Source organism: Virgibacillus sp. LDC1, from assembly GCF_025792345.1.
In the GTDB taxonomy this organism is placed as follows: Bacteria; Bacillota; Bacilli; order Paenibacillales; family Paenibacillaceae; genus Paenibacillus_AQ; species Paenibacillus_AQ lautus.
This window is the reverse complement of record NZ_JAOXLZ010000009.1, coordinates 37280-50101: the sequence shown is the minus strand read 5'-3', so window position 1 is coordinate 50101 and position 12822 is coordinate 37280. Positions and strand designations below refer to the sequence as shown.

At 48.3% G+C, this 12822-nt stretch carries 14 protein-coding genes and 1 other annotated feature; all 14 genes read left to right on the top strand.

The genetic code is table 11. The features are described from left to right. Positions 1-31 precede the first annotated feature (31 nt). The 14 genes from cysS to rpoB all read left to right on the top strand — a co-directional run bounded on the left by cysS (position 32) and on the right by rpoB (position 12758). Positions 32-1438 (top strand): cysteine--tRNA ligase, encoded by a 1407-nt coding sequence (gene cysS, locus OHJ21_RS32075; RefSeq protein WP_326120794.1) that lies wholly within the window; start codon positions 32-34, stop codon positions 1436-1438. After that, positions 1435-1878, top strand: a complete 444-nt coding sequence (locus tag OHJ21_RS32070; protein WP_100541557.1) for a Mini-ribonuclease 3 — start codon at positions 1435-1437, stop codon at positions 1876-1878. The genes cysS and OHJ21_RS32070 overlap by 4 nt, the downstream gene beginning before the upstream one ends. 87 nt (positions 1879-1965) lie before the next feature. Next, the gene (gene rlmB, locus OHJ21_RS32065) at positions 1966-2718 is read left to right on the top strand and encodes a 23S rRNA (guanosine(2251)-2'-O)-methyltransferase RlmB (RefSeq protein ID WP_113061177.1); all 753 of its coding nucleotides are present in this window, start codon (positions 1966-1968) and stop codon (positions 2716-2718) included. A gap of 5 nt (positions 2719-2723) precedes the next feature. Then, positions 2724-3242, top strand: coding sequence for an NYN domain-containing protein (locus tag OHJ21_RS32060; protein WP_100541555.1), 519 nt, complete (start codon positions 2724-2726; stop codon positions 3240-3242). Positions 3243-3446: 204 nt separating this feature from the next. After that, the gene (sigH, locus tag OHJ21_RS32055) at positions 3447-4091 is read left to right on the top strand and encodes an RNA polymerase sporulation sigma factor SigH (protein ID WP_006212942.1); all 645 of its coding nucleotides are present in this window, start codon (positions 3447-3449) and stop codon (positions 4089-4091) included. Between the two features lie 573 nt (positions 4092-4664). Next, positions 4665-4814 carry a 50S ribosomal protein L33 gene (rpmG, locus tag OHJ21_RS32050; RefSeq protein WP_006212941.1) on the top strand — a complete coding sequence of 50 codons (150 nt, stop codon included), beginning with the start codon at positions 4665-4667 and terminating at the stop codon, positions 4812-4814. A 24-nt stretch (positions 4815-4838) separates the two neighbouring features. Then, complete coding sequence (secE, locus tag OHJ21_RS32045; RefSeq protein WP_006212940.1) at positions 4839-5030, top strand: preprotein translocase subunit SecE; 192 nt, start codon at positions 4839-4841, stop codon at positions 5028-5030. A gap of 21 nt (positions 5031-5051) precedes the next feature. After that, complete coding sequence (gene nusG, locus OHJ21_RS32040; protein WP_006212939.1) at positions 5052-5585, top strand: transcription termination/antitermination protein NusG; 534 nt, start codon at positions 5052-5054, stop codon at positions 5583-5585. 71 nt (positions 5586-5656) lie between these two features. Then, complete coding sequence (gene rplK, locus OHJ21_RS32035) at positions 5657-6082, top strand: 50S ribosomal protein L11 (protein ID WP_076326233.1); 426 nt, start codon at positions 5657-5659, stop codon at positions 6080-6082. A gap of 80 nt (positions 6083-6162) precedes the next feature. Then, positions 6163-6855, top strand: a complete 693-nt coding sequence (rplA, locus tag OHJ21_RS32030; protein WP_009591966.1) for a 50S ribosomal protein L1 — start codon at positions 6163-6165, stop codon at positions 6853-6855. Between the two features lie 69 nt (positions 6856-6924). After that, positions 6925-7083: a sequence feature (ribosomal protein L10 leader region), on the top strand. A 58-nt stretch (positions 7084-7141) separates the two neighbouring features. After that, complete coding sequence (gene rplJ / locus OHJ21_RS32025) at positions 7142-7645, top strand: 50S ribosomal protein L10 (RefSeq protein WP_009591975.1); 504 nt, start codon at positions 7142-7144, stop codon at positions 7643-7645. Between the two features lie 67 nt (positions 7646-7712). Beyond that, positions 7713-8075 carry a 50S ribosomal protein L7/L12 gene (gene rplL / locus OHJ21_RS32020; protein ID WP_076326231.1) on the top strand — a complete coding sequence of 121 codons (363 nt, stop codon included), beginning with the start codon at positions 7713-7715 and terminating at the stop codon, positions 8073-8075. Between the two features lie 183 nt (positions 8076-8258). Continuing rightward, entirely contained in the window at positions 8259-8864 is a 606-nt protein-coding gene (locus OHJ21_RS32015; protein ID WP_486022322.1) for a class I SAM-dependent methyltransferase, read from the top strand. A gap of 348 nt (positions 8865-9212) precedes the next feature. Then, on the top strand, positions 9213-12758 hold the full coding sequence (gene rpoB, locus OHJ21_RS32010) for a DNA-directed RNA polymerase subunit beta (protein ID WP_100541553.1): 3546 nt from the start codon (positions 9213-9215) through the stop codon (positions 12756-12758). The last annotated feature ends 64 nt before the right edge of the window (positions 12759-12822 follow it).

Sequence of the window (12822 nt, the reverse complement as noted above, 5' to 3'; positions counted from 1 at the left end):
CGATGGAATGAAAGGATTGAGATGATACCCTATGGCACTGCAAATCTATAACACGCTAACCCGTATGAAAGAAACATTTGTTGCTCAGGAACCTGGGAAAGTAAAGATCTACGTGTGCGGTCCTACCGTGTACGATTATATCCATATCGGGAATGCTCGGCCGATGATCTTTTTCGACGTGGTTCGAGCTTACTTTGAGAATCAGGGTAATGATGTGAATTACGTGGTGAACTTTACGGATGTGGATGACAAAATGATCCGGAAAGCCGAGCAAACCGGGACTACCGTTCCGGAGGTTGCGGATAAGTTTATTAACGCCTATTACGAGGATCTGGACGGTCTCGGCATACCAAGAGCGACATTAAATCCGCGGGTAACGGACAATATGGAGAGCATTATCGAATTCATCCAGGAACTCATTGACCGCGACTTTGCTTATGAGAACGGGGGAGATGTATTCTACCGGACCCGCAAATTTGACGATTACGGCAAGCTGTCCCAGCAAAATCTCGATGAGCTGCAATTCGGTATCCGGATTGAGGTGGATAAGCGGAAAGAAAACCCGGAGGACTTCGTTCTATGGAAAGCCGCGAAGCCCGGAGAGATCTATTGGAGCAGTCCTTGGGGCGACGGCCGCCCGGGCTGGCATATTGAGTGCTCTGCCATGGCCCGTCGTTATCTCGGGGATACGCTGGATATCCATGGCGGCGGCCAGGATCTGCAGTTCCCGCACCATGAATGCGAGGTTGCGCAGTCCGAGGCGCTGACGGGCAAACCGCTGGCGAACTATTGGATGCACAATGGATATATCCGCATCAATAACGAGAAAATGTCGAAATCGTTAGGAAATGGTGTATTGGTTAAGGAACTTCGTGAACAATATACGAAAGAAGCGATCCGCTATTTCATGTTGTCCACCCACTACCGCAACCCGCTGAATTATAGCGATGAGGTGATGGAGCAGGCGCAGAACAGCGTGGACCGCCTCGCGAATGCGGCGGCTAATGTCGAGCATCGATTGAGTACTGCGATCGGCTCGAAGGACGATAACGTAAGCCAGGAAGTTGCGGATAAAATATCGGCCGTGCTTGTCGAATTTCACCAGAAAATGCAGGATGATTTCAACACGCCGGACGCCATCACCGCCATGTTCCAATGGGCCAGCGAGGCGAATCAGCTGCTGAAGGAGGCTTCGATTCCTGCGGCGGACCTGTATGAAGTGCTGCGCGCTTTCAACGATATGAACGGCGTGCTGCGCATCGTAAATACAGGCACGGATGAATTGCTGGATGAGGAGATTGAAGCTCTGATTGCCGAACGTATCGAAGCCCGGAAGAATAAAAACTGGGCCCGAGCGGATGAAATCCGCGACAAGCTGGCGGACGAAGGCATCGTGCTTGAGGATACGGCGCAAGGTATGCGCTGGCGGCGTAAATGAGCGGGCCTGAGCATCATGATCCCGCAGTAGGCTGGTTCGATTTTCCGCCGTCAAAGCCCGCCCGGTTAATCCCGCCGATCGTGCTTGCCTATATCGGGGATGCCATTTATGAGGTGGCGGTGCGGCAGTTTTTGATATCAAGAGCGAATCTCCGCCCTCATCACTTGCACCGGACGGCAACAGGATTTGTGTCGGCGAAGGCACAGAGTCGGATATTGGCTTTTTTGGATCCGGAGCTGACGGAAGAAGAGCGTGATGTTGTTCGTCAGGGACGCAATGCCAAATCAGGCAGCATCCCCAAAAATGCAGACGTTCTCGAATATCGGCATGCAACGGCATTTGAGACGCTTGTTGGGTATTTATATTATACGGGGGAGCAGGACCGTCTCCGTGAGCTCATCGGGAAGAGCATCGAGTTTATTGAGGGGTCTGTTAAATAGACCGTAGGACAATATGGCATCAACATTGAAACGATACAGCCGGTGTTTCTTCAGGGGACGCCGGCTGATATGCAGGAGGAGACCTACATGTTGCAAGAAGAGGAAGTAGTGGCTGGTAAGCACTCCGTAACGGAAGCGCTCAAATCAGGACGTACGATCAACAAAATATGGATTGCCGAAAATGCGCAAAAGCATCTGACCCTGCCGATCATCGCGGAAGCGAAGAAATTGGGCATTGTCATTCAGCATGTGGACAAACGCAAGCTGGATCAGATGGTTCCGGGGGTTCAGCATCAAGGCGTGGTTGCCCAAGCGGCACCCTATGCTTATGTGGAAGTGGAAGATTTGCTGAAGGTCGCGGAGGAAAAAGGCGAACCGCCTTTCCTGCTGCTTCTTGATGAGATCGAGGATCCGCACAATCTGGGTTCGATTCTCCGAACGGCAGACTGCACGGGTGCTCATGGCGTCATACTGCCTAAGCGCAGATCGGCACAAGTTACGGCAACGGTGTCCAAAACATCCGCCGGCGCAGTAGAGTATGTGCCCGTAGCCAGAGTGACCAATCTGGGCCAAACCATCGATCAGCTGAAGGAAATGGGCGTGTGGGTTGTCGGCACCGTCGTTGACGCGGTACAGGAATTGTATGACACCGAGGTTTTTGACGGACCGGTCGCTATCGTTATCGGTAATGAGAATAAAGGGATGGGGCGTCTGATCCGTGAGAAATGCGATGTGCTTGTGAAACTGCCGATGGCCGGAAAAATCAACTCGCTTAATGCTTCGGTTGCCGCAGGTGTCGTCATGTACGAAGTGCTTCGCCGTCGCCGCCTTCAAGGTTAGCAATGATGGCCGATTGGCGGGATGTGCTGCTGGTCGACGGTTATAATATGATCGGCGGCTGGCCATTTCTTGCGAAGCTCGCCAATAGCAGCATGCATGAAGCGCGAGACATGCTGCTTGAGAAATTAGCGGATTACCAGGCGTATTCAGGCCTCAGAGTCGTGGTGATTTTTGACGCATACCGGGTTCCTGGATTGGGGAAATCCTACACGCAAGGCAAGGTTCAGGTGTTTTTTACGAAGGAGAAGGAAACGGCCGATGAGTGCATTGAACGGTTAGTCGGAGAGTTCAGCCACCGCCGGCGAAAAATTTATGTGGCGACCAGCGATTTAATTGAGCAGCACGTGATTTTTGCTCGGGGAGCACTCCGGCTGTCCGCCCGGGAATTGCTGAACGAAGTGGAGCAGAGCGAGCGCGAAGTGAAGCAGAAAATAACGAAAGAGCAGACCAAGAGCAGGAATACACTTGACGGGAAGCTGCCGCCGGATGTGAGACAGATGTTCGAGCGCTGGCGAAGGGAATAGTGCTGTTTTACACAATAGGGACGAAAGGTCGGCTCATTTGGAGAATGAAACGGTATATGAATCTACGAAAAAGTTTACATTAAATGTTATTATCAGTCTATTTTAGGTAGAACGTGGTTGACGGTCTAGTAGACATCATATATACTTGTCATATATTTCAAGCGAGTGACGGGCTACCGTGCGTTCCGGGCCGGAGGGATTCTATTGAGTGTGGACCTCAAGGAAGTCATGTTGTCAGGGTATGATGTGATAAGCGATGAAGACATTGTCGAGGCGGTCCGCGAGGGTGATAGCGGGGCGCTGGAGTATTTGATCAATAAATACCGGAATTTTGTACGTGCTAAAGCCCGCTCTTATTTTCTGATTGGTGCTGACCGGGAAGATATTGTCCAGGAAGGCATGATCGGGCTGTACAAGGCAATTCGTGATTTTAAAGGGGATAAGCTGTCCTCGTTCAAGGCCTTTGCCGAGCTCTGCATTACCAGACAGATTATTACGGCAATTAAGACCGCTACGAGACAGAAGCATATTCCGCTCAATTCGTATGTCTCATTGGACAAGCCGATTTATGATGAGGATTCGGACCGTACGCTGCTGGATGTCATTTGCGGTACTGCGGTAAGCGATCCAGAGGAACTGATCATTAATCAAGAGGAATTTGTCGGCCTGGAAGACAAGATGTCAGAAATCTTAAGCGATCTGGAACGAAAAGTCCTGATGCTCTATTTGGACGGTCGATCCTATCAAGAGATTGCGGTAGATTTAAGGCGTCATGTAAAATCGATTGACAATGCACTCCAACGGGTAAAGCGAAAGCTTGAACGTTATCTGGAAGTCAGGGATAATTAATAGCAAGCGTCGGATAAGAAGCAGAAGGCTCAATCAGAGCCTTTTTTTAATTGCCTGATCGTTTTTAAATCAGAATGGCCGGCGAAGGATCTGCGTATCCTTTGTCGTTATTATCATTTGTTGGCAGATAGGATAGGACGATATTCAAAGATGTCCATTTTCGCAAAACGCAAAATGTGTAATATTTGGTGTTTCATCTGTTGGAAGATTGAACATACTGGATATAGACTAAATGCTATGCAGAATGGACAAAGACTGTGAAACGCCACAGTTTTTTACAGCGAGTTGTTTACAATATTCCGGGGACTCATTCCCTGGTTTAGCTGGCAATGGCATTTATTGCAGCCCGCAATCAGAGAGAAAAAGGCTTGAAATGGCGCTATCCTTGTGATAAAGTGTTTTAGGTAGGCCTAAATTCGCGTGTTTTATGAATGGATCGTTGTTACAGCTTTTGGAACAACGGTTTTATTCATCTCGCAGAAATAACCGGGTTTCGATGAGAACAAGGTTGTTTCTACTAGGATCAATATCGATTCTTCTGACAAAGAAGGACGTCTTCGGGAGGTGCACATCATGCGGGTAATTATCACTTTGGCTTGTACAAGCTGCAAACAAAGAAACTACACAACCACCAAAAACAAGCGAAATCACCCCGACCGCATGGAGATGAAGAAATTTTGCAAGTTCTGTAACGAGCAAACTCCTCATCGCGAAACCAGATAGTTTTCTTTTGGAGGTGTAGTCGGCGTGAAACGTGGTTTCAAGTCTCTGTTTTCCTTTTTCTCTGAAAGCTGGGCGGAACTTAAAAAAGTTCGCTGGCCTAATCGTAAAGAACTGACGAACTATACTTTAATTGTTCTCGGCACCATTGTGTTTGTCACGATTTATTTTTGGGTTGTAGACATCGGTATTTCCGCTGTGATCGAAGCGATAATTTAGAAGGGTCCCAGGTGGCTTGATATGGAAAAAAGATGGTACGTAGTTCATACCTACTCTGGGTATGAGAATAAAGTCAAAGCCAATTTGGAAAAACGTGTCGAGTCCATGGGCATGGAGGACAAAATATTCCGCGTTCTTGTTCCGATGGAAGAAGAAATCGTAAACAAAGACGGCAAGAAAAAAACCGTCATGCGTAAAGTTTACCCGGGATATGTCTTGGTCGAAATGATTCAGACCGATGATTCTTGGTATGTTGTCCGCAATACACCAGGAGTGACCGGTTTTGTTGGTTCGACAGGGTCCGGTTCTAAACCGACGCCTTTGCTTCCAGAAGAAGTAGAACAGATTCTGAAGCATATGGGCATGGAAGAGCCGAAACCGAAGATCGAATTCGACATCAAGGAATCCGTTCGTATCAAGGTTGGTCCTTTTGCGAATTTTGTGGGCTCCGTGGAAGAGATTTTGGCTGAAAAGAGCAAGTTGAAAGTTCACGTCAACATGTTTGGACGGGAAACCCCGCTGGAGTTGGATTATACTCAAGTGGAGAAGATCTAATTCTTCAGGTTTCTTGTGGGAGGGCGTATCAAAGCGTCCGCTACCACTATTGATGCAAGGAGGTGTCAACCATGGCTAAGAAAGTTATCAAGATTGTGAAACTGCAAATTCCTGCAGGTAAAGCGAATCCGGCTCCTCCAGTAGGTCCTGCATTGGGTCAAGCGGGTGTCAACATCATGGCATTCTGTAAAGAGTTCAACGCACGTACTGCTGATCAAGCTGGTCTGATCATTCCGGTTGAAATTTCGGTGTTTGAAGATCGTTCCTTTACATTCATCACTAAAACTCCACCGGCTGCTGTTCTGCTTCGTGTGGCTGCTAAGATCGAAAAAGGATCCGGCGAGCCTAACAAGAAGAAAGTTGCTACCGTTAAGCGTGACGCTGTTCGTCAAATCGCTGAAACAAAAATGCCTGACCTGAACGCTGCATCTGTTGAAGCTGCAATGAAGATGGTAGAAGGTACTGCCCGTAGTATGGGTATCACAATCGAAGACTAATTGTCTTTCGATTGAAACCGGACTAGGTTCGGATTATGTGGGAGGAATTTCCGCTAACACCACAAAGGAGGAAAACAAACATGGCTAAACACGGTAAGAAATACGTTGAAGCTGCGAAGCTGATTGACAGCGAAGCAACTTATGAGCCTTTGGAAGCTGTAGAGCTTGTGAAGAAGGCTGCAACTGCCAAATTCGACGAAACTGTTGAAGCGGCTGTACGTTTGGGTGTAGACCCACGTAAACAAGACCAGGCTGTTCGTGGTGTTGTTGTCTTGCCTCACGGCACAGGTAAAACACAACGCGTTCTGGTATTTGCAAAAGGTGAAAAAGCGAAAGAGGCAGAAGCTGCTGGCGCTGATTTTGTTGGCGATCAAGACATGATCAACAAAATTCAACAAGGCTGGTTCGAGTTCGATGTCTGCGTAGCTACACCTGATATGATGAGTGAAGTCGGTAAACTTGGCCGTCTGCTCGGTGGTAAAGGCCTGATGCCTAACCCTAAAGCTGGTACGGTTACATTCGATGTTGCTAAGGCTGTTCAAGAAATCAAAGCCGGTAAAATCGAGTACCGTCTGGACAAAGCAGGTCAAATTCACGCGCCAATCGGCAAAGTGTCTTTCGATGCAGCTCAATTGAATGAGAACCTTAAAGCTCTCATCGATGCATTGAATCGTGCGAAACCAGCTGCTGCTAAAGGTGTATACCTGAAAGGTATCGCTGTTTCCTCGACAATGGGACCAAGCGCTCGCGTGAACACAACCGTTTACAGATAATATTACCATTGACTTTGGTCAATGAGGTTTGATATTATGTAAAAGTTGTGAGTCTTCGAGACTGACCCTTAAAGTTGAATATGCTTACCGTAGACAGTAGGTGCCCTAAGCAGGCTTAATTTCCTACCGAGGTGTTATGATAGAACGTCAACAATTTGTCCGGTTACACCGGCCAAATGATGATTCATCAGGCCTTCGTGATTCTACGGAGGCTTTTTTAGTGCCCGTAGGAAGAGTGGAGAGCTTGGTGCTCTTACGCTACTAATACAACCAGGAGGTGTAATCATTGGCAAACGCAAAAGTGATTCAAGCGAAACAAGAAGCGGTTGATGTCGTTGCTGCTAAGCTGCGCGAAAGCGTATCGACAGTAGTTGCTGACTATCGCGGATTGAACGTTGCGCAAGTAACTGAACTTCGTAAACAGCTTCGTGAAGCTGGCGTCGAGTTCCAAGTACTGAAAAACACGCTGCTTCGCCGTGCAACTGCGGCAGCAGAGCTGACTGATCTGGACGAAGTCTTGACTGGTCCTACAGCTGTTGCATTTGGTACCAATGACGCTGTCGCTCCAGCAAAAATCCTCAACGATTTTGCTAAGAAAAACGACGCGTTGAAATTGAAAGGCGGCGTAGTAGAAGGCCGTGTAATCGGAGAGAGCGAAATTAAAGCTCTGGCAGAACTTCCGTCCCGCGAAGGTCTCCTCTCCATGCTCCTCAGCGTGCTTCAAGCTCCAGTGCGCAACTTCGCGCTTGCAGTTAAGGCTGTTGCTGAGAAGGAAGAACAAGGCGCATAAGCTTTGTCTTGCTAAAGCTGTGTAACAACAACTATAAAATCTTAATAATAAATGGAGGTTCAACCCAATGAGCAAAGAGCAAATCTTGGAAGCAATTAAAGGTATGTCCGTTCTGGAACTGAACGATCTCGTAAAAGCAATCGAAGAAGAATTTGGTGTAACTGCTGCAGCTCCAGTAGCTGTTGTAGGTGGCGCTGGTGCAGCTGAAGCTGCTGAGCAATCCGAATTTGACGTAATCCTGACTAGCGCAGGCGCGTCCAAAATCAACGTAATCAAAGTGGTTCGCGAAATCACAGGTCTTGGCTTGAAAGAAGCAAAAGAACTGGTTGACAACGCTCCAAAACCATTGAAAGAAAAAGTAGCTAAAGAAGAAGCAGAAGCTGTTAAAGCTAAATTGGAAGAAGCAGGCGCATCCGTAGAAGTTAAGTAATTAGCTTCTTGAGATTCACGCAGCAAGAATCAAACCCCTTGAATATTTGTTCAAGGGGTTTGTTATTGTGGCGGGGAGATCACGGGGTACTGATTCACCGCAAGAAAGGTTATACTGGGGATAAGAGCGCTTAAGAGCGTAATAGCTCAGGCGGGCAGACTTTGATTCAAGACGGAGGAAATGATGCCGAATCAACATTATTACTCGAATCAGCCGGAAATTGCTCATGACCGTAAGGAGTTAAAGACGGAGCTTCGGGGGCAGACTTTCAACTTTATCAGTGACGCGGGCGTATTCTCTAAGAGCGGCGTGGATTATGGCAGCAAGGTATTAATAGAGGCTATGAACTTTAGCCAGCATGCCGAAGTGTTGGATGTAGGCTGCGGATATGGTCCGATCGGTTTGTCGGCGGCAAGAATGGCTGCGCAAGGCCATGTGACGATGATCGACATCAATAGCCGTGCTGTCGAATTAGCCAAGGAGAATGCAAAACGTAACGGTATATCTAATGTGACCATCTTGGAGAGCGATTTGTTTGCTGCGGTGCAGGGTCAGCAATTTGACGTGGTTCTAACCAATCCGCCGATTCGTGCCGGGAAAGAGACGGTACATGCCATATTCGAAGAATCGTGGAAGCATTTGCGCGAGGATGGGCAGCTGTGGGTTGTGATTCAGAAGAAGCAAGGCGCGCCTTCAGCGAAAGCGAAACTGGAGAGTTTATTTCATCAGGTAGAGGAAGTAACAAAGGATAAAGGATACCGGATATTTAAAGCGACTAAATCTTCTTAAAATAGTTCGACTAGGCTGTTGACTTGGGTATGCTGGTATGGTATTATTATAAAATGTCAGTATTAGGATGGTCTCTTTGTCTTTAGTTGACTGAAATGTCAAGACTTAATGTGTGGAAAGATGCATAAAGTCGATCATATTGACGTATAATATGTACATTTTGGGCAAATCTACAGGATATGAGATGATTATCATAACCATGGATAAGCTGCTCTTTTTTCGAAAAGGTATTCGATAAGGGCTTTTCTCTATTTATGGGAGTGTACTCTGTATGTTCCATTATAGTGTTACAAACAGAGGTTCGCAATGAAATTTTTAAAGTGAGTAGACATGAGGGGTGAGTTTAAGTTGGCAGGACATCTTGTTCAATATGGTCGACGCACTCGGCGAAGTTATGCTCGTATTAACGAGGTACTCGAAGTTCCGAACCTGATTGAAATCCAACAAAAATCTTATGAATGGTTTTTGGAGGAAGGACTCCGCGAAATGTTCCAGGACATCTCGCCGATCCAGGATTTCACAGGTAATTTGGTACTAGAGTTCATTGACTACAGCCTTGGAGAACCGAAATACACCGTCGATGACGCGAAAGAACGCGACGTTACTTATGCGGCGCCGCTCCGCGTGAAAGTCCGGCTCATTAACAAGGAGACCGGAGAGGTCAAGGAGCAGGAAGTGTTCATGGGAGACTTCCCGTTAATGACGGAAACCGGAACATTCATTATCAATGGTGCCGAACGGGTTATTGTCAGCCAGTTGGTTCGCTCTCCCAGCGTCTATTTCAGCACAAAAGTGGATAAAAACGGTAAGACGACGTACACTGCAACAGTTATCCCTAACCGCGGCGCTTGGCTGGAACTGGAGATGGACGCGAAGGACATTATCTATGTCCGGATCGACCGCACCCGTAAAATCCCTGTAACGGTACTTTTACGTGCACTTGGTTTTGGTACAGATGCCGAGATTCTGGATCTTCTGGGCAATGATGAATATATTCAAAACACGCTGGATAAAGACAACACCGACTCTACGGAAAAAGCGCTCATCGAAATCTATGAACGCCTTCGTCCGGGCGAGCCGCCAACACTGGAGAATGCGAAGAGCCTTCTCGTTGCCCGTTTCTTCGATCCGAAGCGTTATGATTTGGCTAACGTTGGTCGCTACAAGATCAACAAGAAGCTTCATATTAAGAACCGTCTCTTTAATCAACGTTTGGCAGAGAGTTTGATAGACACCGATACGGGTGAGATCATTGCGGAAGCTGGTCAAACCGTAGATCGCCGTCTTTTGGACGAGATCATGCCTTACCTTGAGAAGAGCGTAGGCTTTAAGAATTATCATGTTACCGGCGGCGTAATGGACAGCGAGGATATCCCGCTGCAAACGATCGATGTATTCTCTCCAATCGAGGATGCAAAAGTCGTGAAGGTCATCGCGAACGCAAACATTGATAAATCCGTGAAGCATATTACGCAGGCAGATATCATTTCTTCCATCAGCTACTTCATCAACTTGCTGCATGGAATCGGCAACACGGATGATATCGACCACCTGGGTAACCGTCGTCTGCGCTCCGTAGGCGAATTGCTTCAAAATCAGTTCCGTATCGGTTTGTCCCGGATGGAACGTGTCGTTCGTGAAAGAATGTCGATTCAGGATGCTAATGTGATTACGCCGCAGGCGCTCATCAACATACGTCCGGTTATCGCATCGATTAAAGAGTTCTTCGGCAGCTCCCAGCTGTCCCAGTTCATGGATCAGACGAACCCGCTTGCGGAACTGACGCATAAACGTCGTCTGTCTGCTCTCGGACCCGGCGGTTTGACGCGTGAGCGTGCGGGCTTTGAAGTGCGGGACGTTCACCACAGTCACTATGGCCGTATGTGTCCGATCGAGACGCCGGAGGGACCGAACATCGGTCTGATCAACTCCTTGTCGACGTTTGCGCGCATCAACGAATATGGCTTCATTGAAGCTCCGTATCGTTGGGTGGATCCGAAGACCGGTAAAGTAACGGACCAAATCGATTACCTGACTGCAGATGAAGAGGATAACTATATCGTTGCCCAGGCGAACGCCGAACTCAACGAAGACGGAACATTCGCTGACGAAATGGTTATCGTCCGTTATAACAAGCAATCCGATAACATCCTTCCTATGCCGAGCGACCGTGTAGACTACATGGACGTATCGCCTAAGCAGGTCGTGTCGGTAGCGACGGCGCTCATTCCGTTCCTTGAGAACGATGACTCCAACCGCGCGCTGATGGGATCCAACATGCAGCGGCAGGCTGTTCCGCTTCTTATTCCTAAAGCTCCGCTGGTCGGAACCGGAATGGAACACAAGTCTGCAAAAGACTCCGGTGTATGTATTGTGTCCAAATATGACGGGATTATCGAACGTTCATCCGCTAATGAAATCTGGGTCCGCCGTGTGGAAAATGTCGACGGACAAGAAGTCAAAGGCGATCTTATTAAACATAAATTACACAAATTTATGCGTTCGAACCAAGGAACATGCATCAACCAACGTCCAATCGTTAAACGCGGCGATGTAATCAAAAAAGGTGACATCCTCGCAGACGGTCCATCCACAGAGATGGGTGAATTGGCACTGGGCCGCAACGTCGTTGTTGCGTTCATGACTTGGGAAGGTTACAACTACGAGGATGCGATTCTTCTCTCCGAGAAACTGGTCAAAGAGGACGTGTACACTTCGATTCATATCGAGGAGTACGAATCCGAGGCTCGTGACACGAAGCTTGGACCGGAAGAAATTACGCGTGATATTCCTAACGTAGGGGAAGAAGCGTTGAAGAACCTTGACGAGCGCGGAATCATCCGCATCGGTGCCGAAATCAGCGCCGGAGACATCCTCGTGGGTAAGGTAACACCTAAGGGTGTAACCGAACTGACGGCAGAAGAGCGTCTCCTGCATGCGATCTTCGGTGAGAAGGCTCGCGAAGTACGCGATACCTCGCTGCGCGTTCCTCACGGTAGTGACGGGATCATCGTAGATGTTAAGGTGTTTACACGTGAGAACGGCGACGAATTGCCGCCGGGCGTTAACCAACTGGTTCGCGTTTACATCGCACAGAAACGTAAAATCTCCGAAGGTGACAAAATGGCCGGACGTCACGGTAACAAAGGTGTCGTTGCCCGTATTTTGCCTGAAGAAGATATGCCGTTCCTGCCAGATGGCACGCCGGTTCAAGTTGTGTTGAACCCTCTAGGGGTTCCGTCACGGATGAACATCGGTCAGGTGCTCGAGGTTCACTTGGGTATGGCTGCGCTCCAGCTCGGCATTCACGTGGCTTCACCGGTATTTGACGGTGCAAGCGAGTATGACGTGTTTGATACGATGGAAGAAGCAGGCATGCAGCGCAATGGTAAGACCGTATTGTACGACGGACGGACGGGTGAACGTTTTGAACGTGAAGTTACCGTCGGCGTCATGCACATGATCAAGCTCGCGCACATGGTTGATGATAAAATTCACGCCCGTTCTACGGGACCATACTCACTCGTTACGCAGCAGCCGCTGGGTGGTAAAGCTCAGTTCGGCGGACAGCGCTTCGGTGAGATGGAAGTGTGGGCACTTGAAGCTTACGGTGCTGCCTATACGCTGCAAGAAATTCTTACCGTCAAGTCGGATGACGTGGTCGGCCGGGTGAAAACCTACGAATCCATCGTCAAGGGCGAGAACGTTCCGGAACCGGGTGTTCCTGAATCGTTCAAGGTATTGATTAAAGAGCTTCAGTCTCTCGGTATGGACGTCAAAATCCTGAGCGAGAATGAAGAGGAAATCGAGATGAAAGAACTCGACGACGAAGACGATGCTCAAGGTGATAAACTGAGCCTTAACTTGGAAGGCACTGAAGTCGGAGTGGAATAACGGTCAATCATTCACCCCCGTCGGCTTATAAGTCGGCGGTGGTGTTATGGTCGTATAGCACATA